The sequence below is a fragment of the Clostridium sp. CM042 genome (assembly GCF_055080995.1).
The window spans coordinates 1,507,502-1,530,401 of sequence record NZ_CM143646.1; the positions used below are offsets into that span (position 1 = coordinate 1,507,502).

The following is a 22,900-nucleotide window of genomic DNA, read 5'->3' on the forward strand; positions in this document are numbered from 1 at the left end:
ATGTTAGATCAATTTTCTTTTGTATAAAACAAAAAAACACAAACCCATAGGATTTGTGTTTAAATTATCTTGATATATAAAAATCTATATATAATACACCAATAAACAACTTCCTACGCTGGCATTACCCAGTTCAGGTCATAGGGTCAAAGAATTAAAGTTCTTGCTCTCAGTTGGCCTATCCAACTCCCCTGTGTTAGGTTATTCTTTTTTATAAACTAAGGAATATGAAATGTCTTAACTAGTAATCATGTTAGTAATTTCATGTATCTTATAATAACATAAACAATTGTTATATACAATTCATGCCTTGTTATTACTATTCAAGTTTTATACCTGATCTTTTAACAGCTATATGCCATCCATGAAGTAATTCTTTTCTTTTTTCCTCGGTCATACTAGGTTTGAAACTTCTTGATATTGCCCAATGCTCCGCTACTTCATCTTTACTCTTCCAATATCCTACCGCAAGCCCTGCAAGATAAGCTGCACCGAGTGCTGTAGTTTCAGTAACCTCTGGTCTGTCTACTTGAACATTTAAAATATCAGATTGAAACTGCATTAAGAAATTGTTATTGCAAGCTCCTCCATCTACTTTAAGTTCTGTAAGTATAATTCCAGAATCTTCTTGCATTGCTTTTAATACATCACGTGTTTGGTATGCAAGTGCTTCAAGAGTTGCTCTTATCAAATGTTCTTTCTTTGCTCCTCTTGTAAGTCCTACAATTGTTCCTCTTGCGTAAGGATCCCAATATGGTGCTCCAAGTCCAACAAAAGCAGGAACTACATATACTCCATTTGTATCTTCTACCGCATTAGCATATTCTTCACAGTCACAAGCATTGTCAATCATGCGTAGCTCATCTCTTAACCATTGTATAGCCGCTCCAGCTATAAATACACTGCCTTCAAGTGCATACTGTACTTTTCCATCTATTCCCCAAGCGATTGTCGTAAGCAATCCTTGTGTGGATTCAATTGCTTTGTCCCCTGTATTCATAAGCATGAAGCATCCTGTACCATAAGTATTTTTAGCTGTTCCTGGTGAATAGCAAGTTTGTCCAAATAATGCTGCTTGTTGATCTCCTGCAGCTCCAGCAATTGGAATTTCTCCTCCAAACAATGAACTCTCTGTATATCCATATACATGACTTGAAGGTTTAACCTCTGGAAGCATTGATTTTGGTATATTTAATGTTTCGAGTATTTCATCATCCCATGTAAGTTTATGAATATTAAATAGCATTGTTCTTGAAGCATTAGAATAGTCCGTTACATATGTTTTTCCTTTTGTTAAATTCCAAATTAACCAAGTATCTATATTACCAAACAATAAATTGCCTGCTTCAGCTTCCGCTCTAGCGCCTTCTACATTGTCCAATATCCATTTTATTTTTGTTCCAGAAAAATAAGCATCTAAAATAAGTCCAGTTTTAGCTCTAACAACTTTATCGAAACCTTTTTGCGTTAATTCATCACAAGTCTCAGCTGTTCTTCTACATTGCCATACAATTGCATTATATACTGGAATTCCCGTTCGCCTGTCCCAAACTACAGTAGTTTCTCTTTGATTTGTAATACCTATTGCTGCTATATCAGACGCCGTAGCATTAACTTTAGCCATCGCTTCTGTTGCAACGCTAATTTGACTTGACCATATCTCCATTGGATCATGTTCTACCCAAGCTGCTTGCGGGAAAATCTGAGTAAATTCTTTTTGAGCGGAAGTTACAATAAGTCCCTTTTCATTGAATAGAATACATCTTGAACTGGTTGTTCCTTGATCAAGTGCCATTATATATTTAGCCATTTTAGCAAAACTCCTTTTTGAAATTAGTCTTATTCAATCGTTTACATATTGATAAATAAAAAAGCACGTCAAAACAAAGCATAATACTTCATAATAACGCGGCTCATTTTCTCTGCCATTTAATATATATCATTATATTTAGTATAACTGATTATTATAGTTATTGCAATATAACTTATAAACTTCACAGTTTAGCTTTATTCTTTAAATTTTTTAAATCAAAAAACTCTCAATATTTTCATCTATATTTTAAAACAAAATGGGTAAACTATATACTGTGCTGGATAATACAGTGTAATTTTTATATTAGAAGGGAGATTACTTATGAATAACAATTTAGAAGAAACAAAACAATTAAATAAACAATCAGCAGCTAATGGAGGTTCAAGCTCTTACGCAAATGCTGGTATGTCTAGTAGTACTAGTGATTCTACTCTACAAGAGACAGTACAATTAAATAATGAATCATCTGCAAATAAAGGTACTAGTGGTGTTTCAAATTCCAGTATGTCTAATATGTCTAGCAGCACCAGTGACTCTACTTTAGCAGAAACAAAACAATTAAATAGTCAATCAAGTGCTGGAATGTCTAATATGAGTAGTAGCACTAGTGATGCTACCTTAGAAGAGACAAAAAAGTTAAATAACCAATCATATGCAAATAAAGGTACTAGTTCAAAATAAACTTTTATTTATATGTTCTTTAGATTACATTTAATAATTTTTTAATGATATGATATTTCTTAAGGGAAGCCATTTAATTAAATGACTTCCCTTAAGATTTGTTTTATTGTTATATTAACCTATTCTTCTATATAAGTAATATTACCATCAAAAATATAATTCAAAGAAGTTTTTGTACCTTCTAGTGCATACATCATTTTTTCAATTACGACTTGTTCTTCTTTGCTAGTTGTTATAGAAAGTTTATCCTCTTCATTAACTTCAGACTTTAGTTCAAATTCATATATAAAATCGTTTATTAGTCTTATCCACTCAGATGTGTCATTAGAACCTATATTTTCTCTCTTTCCGAAATCTTTTAATGTTCTCTCTAATTGTTTTTTTGAATATCTCAATATATTTGCCATTCTTTTGCCTCCTAATTCTACCAATAAAGAGTATCTATTTAATAGGATAATACTATTTACTTATACTCTTTTTCTTACTTTATCAAAACATTTTAAATTTTATCCATAATAGCATAAAAGGATGAACTTTTTATGTTCATCCTTTTATCATTAAATAATTACTATTTTATTATTATTTAGCTTCAGGTTCAGCAACAACTGCTTCAGCTACAACTTCTTCTTTCAATTGTGATATAGCTGCGTAAATTTGATTTTCATCATCAGTAACTTTTATTTGTTTATTTAAATCAAAATCTTTTATTGTAATTGTGTCTCCAAGTTTTTTTTGTGATATATCAACACTTACTCCATCAGGCAATATGCCCATGCTTCCAAAAACATCTATCTCAGTTTTATAAACCTTCAACTCAAGTAGATTGTCAGTTACATTCGCTTCTCCCTTGAAAGAAATAGGTAATTGCATTTTTATTTCATGATCTTTTGAAACAAGTTGTACGTCTATGTGGCTAATTTTTGCTGTTACAGGATGTCTTTGAATTTCTTTTATAAGTCCAAATTTCTTATCTTCTCCATATTTAATCCATATTTTAGCATTAGAACCATGTTTTCTAAGAATGTTTATTAGTTCTACTTCTTGAACCTTCATAGGAGTTGCTTCCTTAACGCCATCACCATACATTACACCTGCAATAAAACCTTCTTCTACAAATTTTTTATTTGTTGGAATTCTTTCAAATGCATCCAAAATCATTTCTTCCATAATAATTCACTCCTCTTGGCTTATAAAGCCTTTCTGTTTATTATTTTATGTACATATGTTACCAATAATAATTTTCACTAAAATTTGTCTTGAACTTTAAAATGATATGATTTTTTTAACTACAATTACTTGAAAATTCAAAGTACATAATTATAAACATTAAAAGACAACATGAACTACCCTGCTGTCTTTCATGTTTTTATAAATATATTTATTGAATTTCCATGTTATATCCATTATTTATACAAATAAATAAAAAAAATCAGCATCACTACCTAAAAGATAACATTAGTATTTAAATATAACTGTATTATAACACATTATTGCACATGTTTGCAAACAGAAATTGTAAGGCGTATTACCGATTTCTAAAATGTCGTTAAATTTTTCAAAAATGAATATTAATAAATTGTTTTAAGAATGATATAATTAAATAAGCTAATTTTTATTACATATATATAATTGTATAGTGAATTTATAATAAGTGCTCTAAACATTGATTGGAGGAATTGCATTGATTAAATATAAAAAGATACCCTATATACAACTTGTCCCTATTATTATAATTACTCTTCTACTTTATAGAATAGTAAATAACGTTGAAAATATAGGTTCAATATTAAATAACTTTTTTTCTTTACTTACTTATTTTATTTGGGGTTTCGTTATAGCTTATTTGCTTAACCCACTTATGGTGTTTATTGAAAAGAGAACAAAAATGAAAAGAATTTATAGCATATGCATAATTTATACAATATTTATAGGTCTAATAATCTTAATAGTCACTTTATTCACTCCTAATATTATTAAAAGTTCCGTTGATTTATTTAATAATATCCCTCACTTTGCAAATAAAGCATATAAATGGTCTACCAATTTTTTATCTAAAAATGAACTATTAAACAAATTTGATGCTACTTCTTACTTAAATAGTTACCTTAGTACTTTTAATAAGGATGTATCTGCATATTTTAGCCCCGGTTTTCAAATTATAATTGATTACCTAATGGGTTTGGGTTCTTTCTTTATGAAATTAATGTCTGGAATTGTAATTTCAATTTACTTCTTAATGGACAAAGAATCTATTATTTTCAATCTTAAAAAGTTTACTTATTCCATTTTAAATGAAACAGTTGCTATTAAAATAATTGATTTTTTAAAAATAGTTAATACTACTTTTAAAAAATATTTTGTTGGTAAAATGATTGACTCTATTATTTTTGGTACTATTACTTTTATAGGATTTACGATATTAAAAATACCTTACGCTCTGCCTTTTAGTTTAGTAATAGGGGTAACAAATATGATCCCTTATTTTGGAAATATCATAGGAATGGTTCCCGCTGTTATAATAACAATCTTCTTTAGTCCAATGAAATGTGTACAGTTGGTACTATTTATTACAACCTTAAGCAATATTGATGGGTGGTTCATATCTCCAAAAATTATTGGAGATAAGGTTGGGATTAGTCCACTACTTATAATACTAGGAATTGTTCTAGGCGGAGGTTTTTTTGGTGTTTTAGGAATGTTACTTGGAGTTCCAACTATAGCCTTAATAAAGACTTTACTGGAAAATTTTATGAATAAACAAATTAAAGATAAACAAATTGAAGACAAATTAATTAAATAGCTTATTTTTCTGATTTTGAGTCGAATATAAAAGACAGTGCCAATGACGCTAAAGCAATTATTATAAATATTATAAATACTTCATGAAGCCCTGAATTTAAAGCTTGCTTTATCTGCTGCAAACTTACTCCACTACTCAAAGTCGCCTTAGAATACAAATTGTTAGGTTCTATTCCCTTTCTTCCTATATTATTAAAATATTTAACTATATTCATATTTAATATAATTCCAAAAATACTTACTCCTATAGTTTGACCTAGTGTACGCACTAGGGAATTCGCTGCTGTAGCTGCTCCTCTTTTGTTATATCCCACTGACTCTTGTACCATTATTGTTAATGTAGTAAAAGCTCCTCCAAATCCAAATCCCATAATGAAGCCATAAACTATAACTGATATTAATGAAGATTCACTACTTAAAGTAGACAAAAATACGCAACTAATAAGCAAAATTAAAGTAGATATACCAATTACTATTCTTCCACCATATTTAGGGATAGCTTTAGACAAAACAAACGAAGATAAGAACCAAGCAATAGACATCGGTGCCATAGACACTCCAGCAACTGTAGGACTTAATCCTAAAACATTTTGCATATATATAGGTAAATAAACCTCTATTCCTATTAAAATCCCTGCGGCTAAAAATGTTATTATATTTACAATAGTGCTAGTTTTTGTAAATATTTGAAAAGGTATAATAGGCTCATCCGCTCTTTTTTCCACATAATAAAACACAATCAACACTGCAATTGTAACTACTAAAGCTATTATAATATTATTTCTTCCACCGGTTAAGCTACCCAGTAAAAACGTTATAATTGCAATGGAAAATAATAAAGTGCCTACATAATCTATCTTATGTTTCTTTTTCTCAAAAGTTTCAATTAGGTTTTTTTGTAAAAGCACTATAGATATTATTCCAAAAGGTAGGTTTATAAAGAAAATCCAATGCCATGAGAAATTGTCTATTAAAAATCCCCCTAAAAAAGGACCAGCTAAACTTGCTATTCCCCATACTGTACTTAACCACCCCTGAATCTTTGGCCTTTCTTCAATAGTAAAAATGTCACCCAATATAGTATAAGTAACAGTAAATATTGCTCCCGCTCCCAGTCCCTGAACTGCACGAAACGCTATAAGCTGATACATGTTTTGTGATAACCCACAAAGACAGCTCCCAACTATAAAAATTATTATTCCAATAGAAAGAATGTTTTTTCTTCCATACAAATCAGCTAATTTACCGTATATTGGCGTAGAAATGGCTGTTGTCAATAAATAAGCGGAAAAAACCCAACTTATAAGTTCAAACCCATTTAGCTCTTTAACTATGGTTGGTATTGCAGTTGTCACAACTGTTCCCTCTACAGCTGCAAGGAACATTGACACCATTAATGCAATGACTATACTTCTTTTTTTTGATTTCATCCTTTGTGCCACTTCCTTTAATATGATAATTATCATCTATATTTCACCTAAAGTACAAATAAACGACAAATATCATTTTACCATTACTTATAAATATTTGTACAGTAAATTAAAAACTAGAGGCATGCCTTCTCAACTGCGTAGTTTGATCCTGAATTAATATTGTTTATATCATTTACTCTTTGCCGCTGGATGAATAGCTCTATCACCAATTTCTCTTTCAATTCTAGAATTTTCAAACAAAAGCTCACAAACTTTTTTTAAAGATTCCTCATCTTTTTTGATTTTACCAATTATAAGTTCGCTAATTGGAAACAATCCTTTTGTACCCATAACTGTTGCCATATCTAGTTGTAATAGCACCTAATTTATACACATGATAAGTTCTTTAGTTGATCAACCCTTCTTAAATCTCGATTGCACCGCTCGCTTTACAACATCAAAAAAACTTAACGAATGAACCATATGATTTGGCTCAACATATTTTCGAACAGCACGAAGTACTTTTTTTGGTTCTTTAGAAGAAAAAGTATAGGTACCATTTTTCTTCGTTTGGATCGCATATCGTGGAATCCACTTTCCTTTTAGCATTACGGACGCAATGACATTGTCAACCTCTTCCCAAGGAATTTGAATATATTTGCGAGAATCACGAGAATTGTAAAACTCAAAACCTTTGTCGCCGATCATGATTTTCCCATAATCTGCAAAACCCGTAAAAGCTGTTGCATCAATTACTAGATCCACATTTGTATTGAGTGATTGAACCATACGATCTACCTCTTTTCTATTATATGTTTTTTATTTATTTCTATTAATTATCGTACTACTGTTTTTCTCACTTTAATTTAACAAAAGCCCAGGCTAAAAAGCCCAGGCTGAGTAAAAAATATTACATTAAACCGATCAAGTGGAAAACAATACCAACTACGAACAGCCCAAGAATAATGATAATTGGAGATACTTTCTTCTTAAGCAACCACATACAAAATAATGTCAATGCTAATCCTGCAAGTCCAGGAATCAATGAATCAAAATTATTTTGCAATGTTGTAACCTTAACATTAGTTAATGACAAGCCACTTGATTGTTGCAACAGAGCTTCTTTAATACCGTTCGCTCCAGCAGGAATTTTGCTCCAATCAATGTATGCACCGTCAGCTAACTTAACGGTTGATACTGTCGGTGTAAATACAACAGATACCCATCGGTTAACTAATGATCCCAAAATGAACATACCAAGGATAGATGCTCCTTTAGTAATATCTTGTAGTAAACCACCTGATAAATCATCGGTAATATTAGAGCCTGTTTTGTAACCAAACTCTTGTGTATACCACGTAAATGCCATACGGATGATATTCCAACCGAAGAAAAAGATAATTGGTCCAAGGATGTTACCACCCATAGCAAGAGAAGCAGCTAATGCCCCTAAAATTGGCCTAACAGTAAACCAGAAAACTGGATCTCCTATGCCCGCTAAAGGTCCCATCATACCAACTTTAACACCTTGAATAGTTACGTCATCAATTGGTGCACCACTTGCACGTTCTTCTTCTAAGGCTAATGTTACACCAATGATTGGTGAAGCTACATATGGGTGAGTGTTAAAAAACTCCAGGTGACGTTTCAATGCAGCTGCACGCTCTTCTTTAGTCTTATATAATTTTTTAATTGCGGGCATCAATGCATATGCCCAACCACCATTTTGCATTCTTTCATAGTTCCAAGAACCTTGAATGAAAGTTGAACGCCACCAAACAGAAATACGATCTCTTTTTGTTAATTTTATTTTATTTGCCATTTTTATATTCCCTCCCTTCTTAGTAAGTGTCAATAATATCGCCTAATGGATCACCAGTATTTGAGCCTCCACCATTACCTGAGCCACCTTGTTTAGTAAGTGCTAAGTAAATAAGAGCTATAGATAAACCGATTGCACCTAATCCGATAAGTGTAATTTGTGAAATAGTTGCTAACACAAAACCAATTGCAAAGAATGGCCATACTTCTTTTGTAGCCATCATGTTGATTACCATTGCATAACCGACAGCTACGACCATTCCACCACCGATTGCTAAACCAGCTGTTAACCATATAGGCATAGCTTCAAGTGCTGTACGAATCGGACCAGCACCAATTGCTAAAATCAAGGCTGCTGGAATTGCAATACGTACACCCTGCATACAAATAGCAATGATATGCCACATTTCAACTTTTCTGATATTTCCTTGTTCAGCAGCAGCATCCATGAAATGTACAAATATTGTAGCAATAGTACGACAAATAATTGTTAATAATAGCCCTGCAACTGCTAGTGGAACAGCAATAGCATAAGCTGAAGGCACTCCTGCTGTACCTTGTCCACCAAGAACTAGGATGATTGCAGATGCAACAGAAGCAAGTGCTGTATCGGGTGCTACGGCAGCACCGATATTTGCCCAACCTAAAGCAATCATTTGAAGAGTACCACCTAATATTAGGCATGGTACTAAGTTACCTGTAACTAAGCCGATTAACGTACAAGCAATTACTGGTTGGTGGAATTGAAATTGATCCAAGATACCTTCCATACCAGCTATAAATGCCACGATAATGACTAATATGATTTGAACAACATTTAGATCCATGATTATTAATCCTCCTTTTTTATCTAAATAATTAGATTATTTTAGTTTATTTAATTCACCTTGTGCTTTTTTAAGGATTTCGTCCATTTTTCCTTTTGAATCATTTGGAACTTTACGAACATCAAAATCCAAGCCAGCTTGTTTAAGCTTATTGAAGGTATCAATATCTTCTTGATTGAAAGCAAGTACTTTGTTTGGTTGAACTTTACCTGGAGAGTGAGCCATAGATCCAACATTGATTGTCTTCAAAGGTACTCCACCTTCTACCACTCTAAGTACATCTTCTGGATTTTCAAAAAGAAGCAATGCACGCTGTCCGCCAAAATGCTGATCATTTTTTGCAAGTTTAATCATTTGATTAATTGGAACAACATGAGCTTTAACACCCGGAGGAGCAGCCTGTTGGATCAATTTCGTACGAAGCTCATCTTTGGCTACTTCATCTGACACGACAATAATTCGTGTAGGTTGCACAGATTTTGTCCAAGCAGTCGCTACTTGTCCATGAAGTAAACGAGAGTCAATACGAGCTAAAACATATTCGAATGATCCAGGTGCACCTGCATTAGATTGTTGAGCCGAAGCCTCTGAAGATTTACCATTATCTGCTGGTTCTAATTCTTCTGGCTTAACTTTAACTCCTTCTTTAGCTGACTTTAAGATATGAGCCGCAATTTCCTGTGCGGATTCCATTGAAAAACGTGAAGCAAAAGCTTCAATTACCATTGGTAGATTCATACCAGCTACGATTGCCCATTTAACTTTGTGTTCTTCAAATAGACTATTCGCTTGGTTGAATGGTGTACCGCCCCAAAGATCCACTAAGAATAAAACCTCATCTTGGTTGTCAAAGGATGAGATTGCGTCTTTCATTTTTGCTTTAACATCATCAGGGCCTTCACTAGGCATCAACGTAACCGCTTGTACGTTTTCTTGTTCTCCGAAAATCATCGCACCAGATTGCAATATGCCTTTAGCAAATTCTCCGTGACTAGCAAGAATAATTCCTACCATCTTTATACCTCCTATTTTTTATTATTACAGTAAAATCTATAAAAAAGTTTTGAAAAACCTGTAACCAAAATTAATGATTATGATACATTTCAATTAATAACAAAAACTAATAATAAAAGGTTTATATCACTATACACTGATACTATGGTACTTTGGCAGAAGTTAATATGGTGAATTTTATAGTTTTGACATTAAATCTACTTTTGAATCTGAAGAAATTTTTCTTATTTCTAGTTCAATGTCTTTTTCATTTAATTTTTTGAAAGCTTCAATATCTGTATCATCTACTGATACTACACTAGTTATTTGTTTCTTTCCTTCTTTAAATGACATACCACCAATATTTACACTCTTTATGGCTACTCCACCTTCAACCATTCTTACAACATCAGTTGGATTAGTGAATAGAAATAGCACTCTATCATCTTGGTATTTTGGATTATTATAAACTCTTATTGCCTCATCAATTCCTACAACACTTGATTTAATTCCTGGAGGTGCAACTTGCTCCAAAAGTGTCTTTCTAATTGAGTCATTTGTTACATCATCATTACATACAATTATTCTTTGACATTTTGTGTCTTTTGACCAAATCGTTGCTACTTGACCATGAATTAATCTGTCATCAATTCTTGCTAATGCAATTATCATTTTATAATTCCTCCTCGTTACTATTTTTTAAAGTCTCTTTTAACGATTTTATTCCAAGATGGCCAGTACTTAAGAATGTTATCGTGGCAACGTTTTCTTGATGTCCCAAAATCATTTCTGAAGATTTTAGTATTTACTCTGAAAATTTACCATGTATTCCTAATACTATAGCTATTATTAATTAGCCCTCCTATTCAAGTCATTAATACTTTGTTCTATATATGTTTATATAGCAATACCCATACCAAAATAGTGTATCAAAAAATAAAAATCCTGTAGACTCTTTAAAATAAAGGAATCTATAGAATTTTTTTTTATTATTTTATTTTATTAATACACTGTTTATTATTTTTAATACTGTAACATGAAAATATATAGTATTTTTATGTTACTCTGCAAAAAATTTGCACTACTCTGCAAAAATTTGCACTACTCTGCAAAAATATCGCAAATATAATACATTTCGTCATCCGTTAGACTAATATTGAGTGTCTCTTTAAATCTAAGAGTAGCCTCCATAACAACCCTTAAGACCTCATCATCTATAACACTCCTATCTCCACTATAGGTAAGTGTTTCTTTTATAATCATTCTCTCTAAGGCACAGCCCGTATGGAGCATTAGTTTAATTTTAAAAGAGTTACTAAAACTTTTACTCATTTCTTTTTCTAATACACTTGTAAAATTTATTAATACACTAATAATCTTATGTGGATTTAAAAATGTTAAAAACTCATTCAAACTATCTTCGCAAAGTTCTTTAACTACTATATTTTCTTCTTTCATCTCTGTAGGTATATCATTTTTCTGTATTATATTCATAAGACGTTTTTCACCATCACCTCCAATAAGATTCTCTATTGATATAAATGGCGCATTTATCTTAGGATTCATAACACCGACAGCGGCTATTATTTTATAGCGATTCATTAAATCCTCTAATTCAGCTTTAATATTAATTATTCCTATAGGTATAATTAATATTTCATCTCTCGTTACATTAATTACAATATTATGAACTAATTCTTTAAGTTTTTTTGCTGTGCCTTCTCCTGTTGAGCATATGGTTATTATAGCTGCATTCTTTTGCACCACTAATTTTTTGGAATCTTTACTATAAAGACCATAGCCTTTAAAATCCTTTAAAGAATCATATAAAGTATCTAAATCCATATCAAGCATATTGGCTTTTCTAACCGCCTCGAGCACGAGTGGCGTCGATGCCATATCCACAGTCTTGACTCTTATTCCTGTTTTTCCAGTTATTATAGTATCAAAACTTGTTAGAGATCCCATATCTACAAGTAGAAGCACTCCACTCCCCATATCAATTTCATTTACCTTTTCTATAATATCATTAAGCACCCTCTGTGGACTTACATCAAGTGGCATATCTATTCCCTCAACTACTCCCTCGCCTAAGAGATTTCTTACTACATTAACCATAGAACTTGCAGTACTGCTGCCATGTAGAGCAACTATCACGGCTACCCTTTCATTGTTTTGCTCTTCTTGCACCGAACTAATGAGAAGTGTTAGGTAAATCACTTCCATATCAGGTACTATAATATTATATTTTTTCTCAATAAGATCTTTTATTTTAAGCGATATATTAAACTCTTCAGGTTTGTCATTAATCGTATTTTTTATATTTGTATATTGCAGGCTACGCCTATTATCTATTCTTTTTAAGAATGCACTGAGGTGAAGACTAAAAGCATATAGAAACCTTTCATTAAACTTCCTTTTTAACTCTGTTTCTACAATCCCTCTAACTTGTTCTGCAAATTGAAGGGTATCTTCATTTACTATCTTAAGTATTTTTTCTCTATCCTGAGCACTATTTTTACTCTTTTTATAAAAGCATTTAAGGTGAATATTAATATCTGTTGTTATGAATTTTTTTATATATTCATCATCTGCACCTTCATCCTTTAAAATAGCAGCCTTATCTTCAATTATTTTATATAAGTTAAATGTTGGCTCAGAAGAGTCCTCTTCTATAAGAACTTTATACCCCTGTGGCATCACCACAATTTGCTTGCCAAAATGCTTAGATAACTCATCCATCTCCATTCTTTTACTACTTGAAGAGAATAGACTATTTTTTATATCCGAAGGTAAAGATTTGAAATCTATCTCAATGAAATCTTTATTATTTATGCTATTTAAAAATCCAGTAGCGCACACTAATTGTATATTAGATTTCATCTGACCAATATTCCCATATGAGGCACTTCCTATAATTGCCTTTACAGCTTCTGCATCTACCTTTATTGGTTTGTTTACTCTATGTGCTTCATTTGCTAAGAGAAATTTCACTATATCCAATTTGTCCTTACTTGGACGCTCTTCTAAAGAGGGGAGAGATATAACTATAGGAATTCTTCTTACAAATGTTTTTAGGAGTGATGACGCAGGGTCCTCTGTGGTTGCTCCTATAATAAGCACAGTAGATTTTCTGTTTCTCTCTGTTTCACCGAGTTTATTATAGTTTCCAGTATCTATGAAATAAAATATCATCTCCTGTCCTTCTGGCGGAAGTCTATGAATTTCATCAAGAAATAGTATTCCACCGTTAGCCTTGGCTACAAGACCTTCTTTTTCTACATCTGCTCCTGTGAATGCACCTTTTATATGTCCAAACATGTGTGATAAGAGAAGTTGAGGATTATTATAATAGTCTGCACAGTTAAATAGCACAAAGGGAGACTTAGCCTCTAATCTCTTAACATATACGGCGTATTTATACATCATATTAGCAAATAAAGTTTTGCCCACCCCTGTAGGACCTACTATAAGTGTATTAAGTCCATTAGGAGGGTAAAGGACAGCAGCTTTAGCTTGCTCAATATGAGTTCTTAGGCTTGTATTATACCCTATAAGACTATCAAATGGGTTCTTTTCTACCTCTTCAGTCTTCTCTTCCGATATAAGCTCATTAAAATTTTCTAATTCTAGGGGACCAGGCTGCAATTTATATTCTAAAAGTCTTTCCACGGTTTCTCTGTCTAAGAATAGTACAGGTCTACCTTTTATCTTTATTATCTTATCTGCTCTAAGTAAATTGTTTAGCTCAAGACTTACATTGTTCCTAATCATAGATAGACTTTTTGCTATAGTGCCGGCACTAAAACCTATTCCTTCCTTAATATCTTTTAAAAGGAATTTTTTAGATTCTTCAACCATAAAGCTATATATCTTTTCAATCCTTTTCATAACTTTCGCCTCATTTATAATAAATTTTTCTTATATTTAAATTATTTAAATCAAATGTAATTCACTATAATAATACTCTATTATTAATACACTATTCAATAGAGTATTAATAGTATATAAATATTCGAAATTCAATTATGTTTACAAAAATGATATATCACCTATTACAAACACTTTTGGAGTTGGTTTAATACACTCTATGGAACTAATGAAAAAGCTTTAAACGTTAAAAACACAGTAGAGTTATATTTTACTCTACTGTGTTTTTTATTTTTTGTTAAATCATCTCCTGCGGAGCTGAAATATTACTGACTTCAGAAGGAGATTTACCCCTTTGTAGACCTCTGGAGTAGATAACAATTCTCAATTGTTATCCCCCCACTGAAGTTTTGTCTTTGTTATAGTATTGAACTCCCACTTATAGAAGTGGGAGACTTCGCTTCTGAAATGTCATTAACTCATCCCATTCAGGTCTCAGCATTCCATACAAATACATATCATATCGTCTACCATCCCTGTGAATAAATTCTCTATAGACCCCTTCTCTTTTAAATCCTAATTTCTCATATAATTTTATTGCAGGTTCATTGTATTCAAGCACAGTAAGATATATTCTATGGAAATTTAGTTCCTCAAATCCAAACTCTATAGTTAATTTAAGAGCCTCTTTTCCGTGACCTTGTCCCCTATGTTTTTCTTCACCTATTCCTATATATATTAATGCAGTTCCATTATTCCAAGATATATTTTCAAATCCTGTAATACCAATAATTTCTTTCTGTTCAATGTTTTTAACAGCAAAAATGTACGCCGTGTTACATTCTTTTGCCTCGGTTATTATCTCCTTTACCTCTTCCATATTTTTAGGAATTGCACTTACTACATCATAATTACGCATGAAGGACACATCATTATGCCACTTTTTAAGTTCCAAAATATCTTCTTCATTTATCGAAGTAAGTTTTATTTTTTTCCCCACTAAAAGATTTTTCATTCTATCACCTTTCCTCGGCTTTAATTTGAAATTGATTATATGTAATCTTTAATAGAATAGACTAGCTGTACGCTAGTCTATTCTATTAAATCATCTTCTTCGAAGAAGATGATTTAACGACTTCAGAAGGAGATTCATACTCCCCCTAAATTTTTATTTTTGTTATAGTATGGAACTCCCCGTTACATAAGTTGGAAACTTTCCTTCTGGAATGTCGTTAAATGTTGCCAAAATTAAAAATATATTTCTTTTCTAATTTAAAAGGATAATAGGATAATTTAGATTTTCTAAGACCTACGATTCCAAGGTCCTGTTCCCTATTAATTATCTTAACATCACTAAAACTCGTATCAACAAAAGTTTTGTTAATAAAGCTATAGACTCCACTATACTTTGTATCTGCCTTTTCTATATGAATTACTGCCAAATCATCTTTTAATTTTTCTCCTAAACTAAACGCTACAATTTTTCCATCTACATAAACTGCTATTCCTTTATTATTTAAAATTTCCATATCCTTTAGGATATCTTTTATTCCCTGTAATTCGTAATAAAGTACATCATCATCATTATTACCTGCATACCATTTTTCTGCAGCTAATATTACGTCACTTATTACTTCTTCCCCTTTAATGTCTTTAACTTCATAGTTATACTTCTTTATAAAGGAATTATAATGATTCTTTTTCCCATGAAGCTTCTTACCCGAAAGCTTTATAAGCTTTTCTGCTTCATATAAATAATCAAAGTTATCTCTATCTTCCTTTATACAGATAGCATCAGCATCATCATATATATCCTTTATCTCTTCGATAACACCTTCATCAAGATCTTTAAATAAATATTCCATATTGTTTTCTGTTTTATAATCCATTAGTGCATCTATTATTTCTTTAAGATTTTCTTTACTATATCCCAAAGGTTGCATAAAATAATATCTTCCCTCGAAATCCTTCTTTTTTATTATTAGAGCACCTTTATAAATAGTAAAACAAACATCACAAGCTTCTCTCCATATATATAAAGTTGTAAAAGAATATTCACAACTTAGAAATTTATATGGATATATAAATTTTTCAAATACATTCTTATCTTCAATCATAAGCCTTTTAAAAATCATAATCTCAACCTTTCCCCTTAGGATATACCATAAATATAATCATATTTTTATATTCTTCTTTCATTTTAGACTGTTTGCTCATTTTTTGCAAGTAGATACTTTTATGAACTTTAGTTACCTTATAGATACTACTTAATTATAACATGCATATACATTTTTTTATAATTCTATTACCTACACTTCTTAACAATATTAATTGATTTTATATTTATAGTATTACCCAATAATATAATATTATTATATTAACAACATGGAACAGCTACACAGGTAATGATTTAACTATTTATATATATCAGAGAATTCTATTGATAGATTTTGTTCATAGTTTGTTTCAAATACCTCTTTATTATTAAGGTTGTTTTCTTCCTCTTCCCTATCAATTGTTCTAACTGGTAGAGTTATAATAAATTCGCTTCCTTTTCCCTCTTCACTATTTACACTAATGCTACCCCCATGCATTTCTACAAGAGACTTTACTAATGCTAGTCCTATTCCACTACCTTCATTATGCCTTGATGTAGATTTATCAATTTGCGCAAAACGCTCAAGAACAAACTCTAACTTGCCTTTTGGAATTCCTATACCTGTATCCTTTACAGATATTTCAACAAACCCACCTTTATCATAAATATTAACTAGAATACTTCCTTTTTTATGTGTAAATTTAACTGCATTGGATAGTAAATTCAACATAATTCTTTCAATTTTTTCTTCATCAAATGCAATTATTTTTTCTTCTACATCAGTATCAAATATGAGTGTTATTTCATGACTTTTTATATACTCCGCTACAGATTGCGATATTTCCTCTACAACATAAACTATATCACCATTTTTTAAGTTAAGACTTATGTAATCTGCCTCTATTTTATTTGTGTCTATTATATTGTTTATAAGTCTAAGCAACCTTAGCGAATTCTGATTCATTATATTAATATAATATTTAATCTTTTCATCACCTAAGTTTTTTGATCCGTCAAGAGACTTTAATAACTGTATTGTACTACAAATTACATTTAGAGGAGTTCTAAGTTCGTGTGACATATTAGTTAAAAAATCCGTTTTCACCTTGTCATATGCTATAAGTTCTTCAACCCGTCTACTAGCTTCAGCATTTTGCACGCTAAGGGCTTCAACTTGGTTTTTAGCTATTCCAAGCTCATTTACTAATGATAAGGCTTTTTTCACTGAATGCTTTAATGATATCAAAGTGTTTATTCTACAGAGTAGTTCATGCATATTAAAAGGTTTGCTTAAATAATCATTTGCCCCACACTCAAAGGATATAACTAAGTGTTCTACGTTGCTATCTGCAGTCATAATTAGCACAGGAAGTTCAAGAATAGATTGTTTTTTCCTAATAATCTCACATACTTCATTTCCTGAAATATCCGGCATCATCATATCGAGAATTACTAAATCTAAATCTACATTTTCGTCGATTATTCTCAATGCTTCCTTACCACTCGACGCCTCTAAAACTTCAAAAGTGTCATTTGATAGATAATTTTTTAATACCTTAAGATTCAAATACTCATCATCAACTATTAAAACCTTATACTTATCTTTGCTACTTGAATTTATATTTTCATTAATAATTTTTCTAACATTATCTATAGACACATTTACTATATCAGGTTTTAGTTCTAGATTATTTGAATGTTCAGCTAGTATTTCTGCAGTCTCTTCATTATCTTTATTATAAAGATAATGAAGATTACTCTTTAGCTCTTCCTCAGTACATAACGGAAGCGTAAAAATGAATTTACTGCCTTCTCCTATAATTGAAGAAACCTTTATAGTCCCACCCTGTATTTGAATAAGTTCTTTGGTTACATAAAGCCCTACTCCAGTGCCACCATACTTTTCTGCAATTCCATCCACTTGCTCATATCGATTGAAAATTTCATGAAGATTCTGCTCTGAAATTCCTATTCCTGTGTCTGCAACACAAATCTCAACAAAAGATTTTTTTACGATATAAGATAATATTATCTCGCCGTCATGTGTGAATTTTATAGCATTGCTAAGTAAATTATATAAAATTTGCTGTATCCTATCTTCATCCCCAAATACATACGGTGCGCTTTCGTCTATTAAATTTTTAAAAGTAACGTTTTTATTATTTACAGATATTTTACTAAATTTTATTACCATTTCTACCACATTACTTATATTAACTGCTTTCGTATGTAAGACAATTTGATTGTGTTTAAGCTTAGAAAATATCATCATATCATTAACCAAGTTAGATAATCTTTTAGCACTCGAATTCACCAAAAACAGGTCCTCTCTGAGCTCTACATCCAAATCAGCATATTTATTATCTACTATTCCTTCTGTTAATCCAACAATTCCGTTCAATGGAGTTTTTAGTTCATGAGAAGTTACCGCAAGAAAATCATCTTTTAATTCATTTAAAGATTTAAGTTTAGCACTACTACTTTCTATGTTAGAAAGTTCATTAGCTTGCCTCTTTGCTAAAACATAGTAATTTACGACAATAAATATTAATATACCTTGTGATGCAAATGAGTCCGTAATTATTATACTGTATTCATACAAGATATCATTGATTCTTGTAATAAATAATGCAAACAGTCCTACCACAACTATATGGTCAGTTTGTTTGTTCTTCATGCATATTTTACTAATTTTAAGCATCATATAAAATAGCAATGCAAGTGCAAATACTTCAAAAGGTGCTATAAAGTATAAATAATATTTAACTGGAGTAAAAATCACACTTAAAGTATATATCAAACCTGACCAATTGGATACTTTTACTACTTTACGTGACATGATTTCTTCGTAGGAATTATCTATAAACAGAATAATAAAGGGAATGTATGTATAAAAAGTCCATATTTTCATTTTTGTAGAAAAAATATAATTAAGGTGAGGGAATAGTGAAAAAAAGAACCCTTGGCCAATAAATAGTGTTCTAATCGTAATGATTAAGCAAATGATTGAAAAATATAATTGAGCCTTTTCTTTTCTTCTATTAATAAATAGTCCAAAACTATATATAGCAGCCATAATGGTACATCCAATAATAAATAAACTTAATGCTAGCTTCTGCTCTCTTATAGCTGTAATTTCCTTTGATTCCCCGAGTACTAATGTATCTATATATCCATATTTATTATAAAAATTACTAACCCGAAGGACTAAATAGGTTTCCCCATTTTCTACATAGAATGAGCCGCTAGCTGGCTCATTTTCTGGTATCATTTCGTTTTTAGATTTGCCCACCCGTCCAGCAGATGTTATTAGTTTTTTGTTAGCCCAAAGTTCATATGCATTTTGGATAAAATTTATTTTTACTGAATAAAGTTCCTCCTGATTGTCTATAAGTAGCTTTAATCTGTACGTACAATAGCCTTCTTGTCCAAACTTACCTGGTAACTTCCCATACCTAATAGTTTCTGCAGGAATACTTTGAAAATCCTGAGGCATGCGTAACTCATTATCATAAAACTCCCATTCTCCATTAAGTTTTATCATACCATCCTTTTTAAAATCCCAATTTCTTAAGTCTAATACCCCCTTTACTGCCAAGGGTATATTCTTTTTTGTATGACTAATTCCACTACTTCCCTTTATTATCGTAATAAACATAATTAAAGTTATTGATAGTAACATAAATATTTTTATTTTGTGTGACTTATTTTCTTCCATGAGTTATCTCCTTTATTAATTGTATTTATAGTAACATCGTAAAATATATTCTTACAGTATATAATAACATATTAAATGTCATATATATGTTATTTATCAACAAAATACTACACATTATTCCATATATTTTGCATTTTTTAAAAAAATCATTTTAATAAAACAATAACTGGATAGTAGCTGGTACAATGTAAACGAAGATATGTACTCAAACAAATTAATTTATGTTTATTATTTACATATTTGTACAATCATTTAAAACATTAATGATAATTCCATTTAAATATTTCCTATTTTATGATATAATTTTTTTAGGTTATATCTTAAGGAGCGTGAAATAAATTATGGACCCCGATGGTACGTGGCAAATTATATCTTTAGTGGTTTTGTTATTATTTTCAGCCTTTTTCTCTGCTTCTGAAACCGCTTTAATGACTTTAAGCAAAATCAGATTAAGGCATATGGTAGACTCAGAAATTAAAGGTGCTGCACTAATTAATAAACTACTTAAAAATCCCAGTAAACTCTTAGGCGGTATTTTATTAGGAAATAACATCTCCAATATTGGGGCCTCTGCACTGGCAACTTCCCTAGCAATTCATAATTTAGGACCCTCAGGAGTAGCTATTGCAACAGCTATAATGACAATTCTTGTATTGATTTTTGCGGAAATAACACCAAAGTCATTAGCTGCACAAAATTCCGAAAAAGTCGCTTTAAAGGTTGCTCGGCCATTAAGCCTAATTACCTTCATTTTAAATCCCCTCATTACAGTATTAATTTATATAACAAACACATTTATAAAAATACTTGGTGGAGAAATAGATAAGGTAAAACCATTTATTACTGAAGAAGAATTAAAAACTATGGTAAGTGTAAGTCATGAGGAAGGTGTTTTAGAAGGCGAAGAAAAGCAAATGATCTATAATGTATTTGAATTTGGGGATTCACAAGCAAAAGATGTTATGACTCCAAGAACTGATATGATTGTAGCAAACATAAACTCAACTTATGAAGAACTCATAAAAATCTTCAAGGAAGAGCAATTCTCTAGATTGCCTATATATCAAGATACTGTTGATAACATTATTGGAGTTTTATATATTAAAGATTTAATTTTCTTTGAAGATGGAAAAGAAGAATTCAGTATAGAAAAACATATGCGTCCACCGTACTTTACCTACGAATTTAAAAGCACTGTTGATTTATTTGCAGACATGCGTTTAAACCGTGTGCCTATATCAATTTTATTAGATGAATATGGTGGAACTTCTGGGATTGTTACAATTGAAGATTTAGTAGAAGAAATTGTTGGGGATATAGACGATGAATACGACGATGATACAGATAAAATTGAAGTTATTAAAGAAGATGAATATATTGTTGATGGTGATACGAAAATAAGCATGATTAATGAAATGATAGGCCTCAATATAGAATCAGAGGATTTTGATTCCATAGGTGGCTTCGTTACTGGAATACTAGGACGACTTCCAAAGACTGGGGAGACAATAAATTATAATAATACAAAATTCATTATACAAAACACCAGCAGAAATCGTATAGAAAAGCTAAAAATTATAACTTAATATAAATAAAAAATACTTAAAGTTAATTTAAATTAACTTTAAGTATTTTATTTAATCATCTCCTGCGGAGCTGAGCTGTCGTTAAAATCCACTACAAAATTTTTCTAGGAATTTTACCTTTTATTTTCTTTTCTATAGCATCTAAAAGAACTTTATCCTTTGGAGCTGAAAATAAATATGTATATCCTTCTTCGCCAGCTCTTCCTGTTCTTCCAATGCGGTGAATATAGCCTTCTGCACTTTCAGGCATATCGTAGTTATAAACATGACTAACTCCATTTATATCAAGGCCTCTTGCTGCTACATCTGTGGCAATTAAATACTGAATATCACACTTCTTAAACTCTTTCATTATTTTTTCTCTTTTTGATTGAGTTACATCAGAATGCAGCTTTTTACAATTATATCCTTTTTTATAAAGAGCCATCTCAAGATCATCAACTCTTCTTTTAGTTCTACAAAAAATGATGGCCATAAACGGATTATCTTCGTCCATTACCTTACATAAGTCTTCTTGCTTGCGTCTATCTGTGGTTTCTATTAAAAATTGTTTTATAGTTTTAAGTGTTGTCTCTTCTTTTTTAATAATTACTTCTTTAGGGTCATTCATATACTTATATGCCATCTTTTTCACATCAGAGCTCATAGTTGCTGAAAAACATAGTGTCTGCCTGTTTTTTGGTGTTTTTTCTAAGATAGCCTCCACATCATTTTTAAATCCCATAAGAAGCATTTGATCTGCCTCATCTAATACTATGGTTTTAAGGTTATCAAGCCTTACCGTACCTCGACTAAGATGATCTAGTAATCTTCCTGGTGTCGCTATCACAAGTTGAATATTTCCTTTTAATTTTTTCAGCTGTGAACCTATGTCCTTGCCACCATACGCTGCCAAAATATTTAAATTTTTACCTTCTGCAAGCTTCTTAGCTTCACTAGTTATCTGTATTGCAAGCTCTCTTGTAGGAGTCACTATTAATCCTTGAATTGTATCTATATCCGCTGACATATTATCAAACATTGGCAGTAAAAATGCAAGTGTTTTTCCTGTGCCTGTTTGTGCCTCTGCTATAACATCCTTACCGTCTTTTATTAGCCTAATACTTTGCTCTTGTATAGGCGTTGGCTCAGTAATTCCTTGAATTTTAATCATATTTAGTATATCATCGCTAAGTCCTAGCTTTTTAAACTTTATCATTTTTATTTACCTTTCTATTTAAACATATTTTTGTTAACTTTTTATACAAACCAATTAATTATATCAGACATTTATTATAATAAG

General features: G+C 31.1%; 18 protein-coding genes and 1 riboswitch. Of the genes, 3 read left to right on the top strand and 15 right to left on the bottom strand.

Going from position 1 to position 22,900, the window contains the following annotated elements:
- Positions 1-92 precede the first annotated feature (92 nt).
- Positions 93-203: riboswitch (TPP riboswitch) on the bottom strand.
- A 116-nt stretch (positions 204-319) separates the two neighbouring features.
- A complete protein-coding gene (glpK, locus tag ACWJJ7_RS07155) occupies positions 320-1,810 on the bottom strand; it encodes a glycerol kinase GlpK (protein WP_462964559.1) in 1,491 nt (496 codons plus the stop codon).
- A gap of 324 nt (positions 1,811-2,134) precedes the next feature.
- On the opposite strand from glpK, the gene ACWJJ7_RS07160 reads away from it, so the two are divergent.
- Positions 2,135-2,494, top strand: coding sequence for a hypothetical protein (locus ACWJJ7_RS07160; protein WP_462964560.1), 360 nt, complete (start codon positions 2,135-2,137; stop codon positions 2,492-2,494).
- Between the two features lie 119 nt (positions 2,495-2,613).
- Here the strand turns inward: ACWJJ7_RS07160 and ACWJJ7_RS07165 are convergent, their stop codons facing one another.
- Positions 2,614-2,901: a hypothetical protein gene (locus tag ACWJJ7_RS07165; RefSeq protein ID WP_462964561.1), complete on the bottom strand. Its 288-nt coding sequence runs from the start codon at positions 2,899-2,901 to the stop codon at positions 2,614-2,616.
- A 172-nt stretch (positions 2,902-3,073) separates the two neighbouring features.
- Complete coding sequence (locus tag ACWJJ7_RS07170) at positions 3,074-3,661, bottom strand: 50S ribosomal protein L25 (RefSeq protein ID WP_462964562.1); 588 nt, start codon at positions 3,659-3,661, stop codon at positions 3,074-3,076.
- Between the two features lie 514 nt (positions 3,662-4,175).
- Between ACWJJ7_RS07170 and ACWJJ7_RS07175 the strand changes: the two genes are divergently transcribed.
- Positions 4,176-5,294, top strand: coding sequence for an AI-2E family transporter (locus tag ACWJJ7_RS07175; RefSeq protein ID WP_462964563.1), 1,119 nt, complete (start codon positions 4,176-4,178; stop codon positions 5,292-5,294).
- Between the two features lies 1 nt (position 5,295).
- Here the strand turns inward: ACWJJ7_RS07175 and ACWJJ7_RS07180 are convergent, their stop codons facing one another.
- From ACWJJ7_RS07180 to ACWJJ7_RS07230, 11 genes are all read right to left on the bottom strand, one after another.
- Positions 5,296-6,723: an MDR family MFS transporter gene (locus ACWJJ7_RS07180; protein ID WP_462964956.1), complete on the bottom strand. Its 1,428-nt coding sequence runs from the start codon at positions 6,721-6,723 to the stop codon at positions 5,296-5,298.
- 171 nt (positions 6,724-6,894) lie between these two features.
- Positions 6,895-7,068 carry a hypothetical protein gene (locus ACWJJ7_RS07185; RefSeq protein WP_462964564.1) on the bottom strand — a complete coding sequence of 58 codons (174 nt, stop codon included), beginning with the start codon at positions 7,066-7,068 and terminating at the stop codon, positions 6,895-6,897.
- 51 nt (positions 7,069-7,119) lie between these two features.
- On the bottom strand, positions 7,120-7,494 hold the full coding sequence (locus ACWJJ7_RS07190) for a DUF956 family protein (protein ID WP_462964565.1): 375 nt from the start codon (positions 7,492-7,494) through the stop codon (positions 7,120-7,122).
- Positions 7,495-7,615: 121 nt separating this feature from the next.
- Entirely contained in the window at positions 7,616-8,527 is a 912-nt protein-coding gene (locus tag ACWJJ7_RS07195) for a PTS system mannose/fructose/sorbose family transporter subunit IID (RefSeq protein WP_462964566.1), read from the bottom strand.
- Positions 8,528-8,546: 19 nt separating this feature from the next.
- Positions 8,547-9,353 (bottom strand): PTS mannose/fructose/sorbose transporter subunit IIC, encoded by an 807-nt coding sequence (locus ACWJJ7_RS07200; protein ID WP_462964567.1) that lies wholly within the window; start codon positions 9,351-9,353, stop codon positions 8,547-8,549.
- A gap of 36 nt (positions 9,354-9,389) precedes the next feature.
- Entirely contained in the window at positions 9,390-10,367 is a 978-nt protein-coding gene (locus tag ACWJJ7_RS07205) for a mannose/fructose/sorbose PTS transporter subunit IIA (protein WP_462964568.1), read from the bottom strand.
- A 177-nt stretch (positions 10,368-10,544) separates the two neighbouring features.
- A complete protein-coding gene (locus ACWJJ7_RS07210; protein WP_462964569.1) occupies positions 10,545-11,018 on the bottom strand; it encodes a mannose/fructose/sorbose PTS transporter subunit IIB in 474 nt (157 codons plus the stop codon).
- A gap of 429 nt (positions 11,019-11,447) precedes the next feature.
- Positions 11,448-14,237: a sigma-54-dependent transcriptional regulator gene (locus ACWJJ7_RS07215; protein WP_462964570.1), complete on the bottom strand. Its 2,790-nt coding sequence runs from the start codon at positions 14,235-14,237 to the stop codon at positions 11,448-11,450.
- A 418-nt stretch (positions 14,238-14,655) separates the two neighbouring features.
- Positions 14,656-15,231: a GNAT family N-acetyltransferase gene (locus ACWJJ7_RS07220; RefSeq protein ID WP_462964571.1), complete on the bottom strand. Its 576-nt coding sequence runs from the start codon at positions 15,229-15,231 to the stop codon at positions 14,656-14,658.
- A gap of 217 nt (positions 15,232-15,448) precedes the next feature.
- The gene (locus ACWJJ7_RS07225; protein ID WP_462964572.1) at positions 15,449-16,333 is read right to left on the bottom strand and encodes a DUF2156 domain-containing protein; all 885 of its coding nucleotides are present in this window, start codon (positions 16,331-16,333) and stop codon (positions 15,449-15,451) included.
- 297 nt (positions 16,334-16,630) lie between these two features.
- Positions 16,631-20,032, bottom strand: a complete 3,402-nt coding sequence (locus tag ACWJJ7_RS07230; protein ID WP_462964573.1) for an ATP-binding protein — start codon at positions 20,030-20,032, stop codon at positions 16,631-16,633.
- 341 nt (positions 20,033-20,373) lie between these two features.
- On the opposite strand from ACWJJ7_RS07230, the gene ACWJJ7_RS07235 reads away from it, so the two are divergent.
- Entirely contained in the window at positions 20,374-21,618 is a 1,245-nt protein-coding gene (locus tag ACWJJ7_RS07235) for an HlyC/CorC family transporter (protein WP_462964574.1), read from the top strand.
- 91 nt (positions 21,619-21,709) lie between these two features.
- On the opposite strand, the gene ACWJJ7_RS07240 is transcribed toward ACWJJ7_RS07235, so the two are convergent.
- Positions 21,710-22,816: a DEAD/DEAH box helicase gene (locus tag ACWJJ7_RS07240; RefSeq protein ID WP_462964575.1), complete on the bottom strand. Its 1,107-nt coding sequence runs from the start codon at positions 22,814-22,816 to the stop codon at positions 21,710-21,712.
- Positions 22,817-22,900: the final 84 nt, after the last annotated feature.

What these genes read in the sequence shown, in the direction of transcription:
- glpK (WP_462964559.1), bottom strand. Translation starts at nt 1,810, where the DNA reads ATGGCTAAATATATAATGGCACTTGATCAAGGAACAACCAGTTCAAGA.
- ACWJJ7_RS07160 (WP_462964560.1), top strand. Translation starts at nt 2,135, where the DNA reads ATGAATAACAATTTAGAAGAAACAAAACAATTAAATAAACAATCAGCA.
- ACWJJ7_RS07165 (WP_462964561.1), bottom strand. Translation starts at nt 2,901, where the DNA reads ATGGCAAATATATTGAGATATTCAAAAAAACAATTAGAGAGAACATTA.
- ACWJJ7_RS07170 (WP_462964562.1), bottom strand. Translation starts at nt 3,661, where the DNA reads ATGGAAGAAATGATTTTGGATGCATTTGAAAGAATTCCAACAAATAAA.
- ACWJJ7_RS07180 (WP_462964956.1), bottom strand. Translation starts at nt 6,723, where the DNA reads ATGAAATCAAAAAAAAGAAGTATAGTCATTGCATTAATGGTGTCAATG.
- ACWJJ7_RS07185 (WP_462964564.1), bottom strand. Translation starts at nt 7,068, where the DNA reads ATGGCAACAGTTATGGGTACAAAAGGATTGTTTCCAATTAGCGAACTT.
- ACWJJ7_RS07190 (WP_462964565.1), bottom strand. Translation starts at nt 7,494, where the DNA reads ATGGTTCAATCACTCAATACAAATGTGGATCTAGTAATTGATGCAACA.
- ACWJJ7_RS07195 (WP_462964566.1), bottom strand. Translation starts at nt 8,527, where the DNA reads ATGGCAAATAAAATAAAATTAACAAAAAGAGATCGTATTTCTGTTTGG.
- ACWJJ7_RS07200 (WP_462964567.1), bottom strand. Translation starts at nt 9,353, where the DNA reads ATGGATCTAAATGTTGTTCAAATCATATTAGTCATTATCGTGGCATTT.
- ACWJJ7_RS07205 (WP_462964568.1), bottom strand. Translation starts at nt 10,367, where the DNA reads ATGGTAGGAATTATTCTTGCTAGTCACGGAGAATTTGCTAAAGGCATA.
- ACWJJ7_RS07210 (WP_462964569.1), bottom strand. Translation starts at nt 11,018, where the DNA reads ATGATAATTGCATTAGCAAGAATTGATGACAGATTAATTCATGGTCAA.
- ACWJJ7_RS07215 (WP_462964570.1), bottom strand. Translation starts at nt 14,237, where the DNA reads ATGAAAAGGATTGAAAAGATATATAGCTTTATGGTTGAAGAATCTAAA.
- ACWJJ7_RS07220 (WP_462964571.1), bottom strand. Translation starts at nt 15,231, where the DNA reads ATGAAAAATCTTTTAGTGGGGAAAAAAATAAAACTTACTTCGATAAAT.
- ACWJJ7_RS07225 (WP_462964572.1), bottom strand. Translation starts at nt 16,333, where the DNA reads ATGATTGAAGATAAGAATGTATTTGAAAAATTTATATATCCATATAAA.
- ACWJJ7_RS07230 (WP_462964573.1), bottom strand. Translation starts at nt 20,032, where the DNA reads ATGGAAGAAAATAAGTCACACAAAATAAAAATATTTATGTTACTATCA.
- ACWJJ7_RS07235 (WP_462964574.1), top strand. Translation starts at nt 20,374, where the DNA reads ATGGACCCCGATGGTACGTGGCAAATTATATCTTTAGTGGTTTTGTTA.
- ACWJJ7_RS07240 (WP_462964575.1), bottom strand. Translation starts at nt 22,816, where the DNA reads ATGATAAAGTTTAAAAAGCTAGGACTTAGCGATGATATACTAAATATG.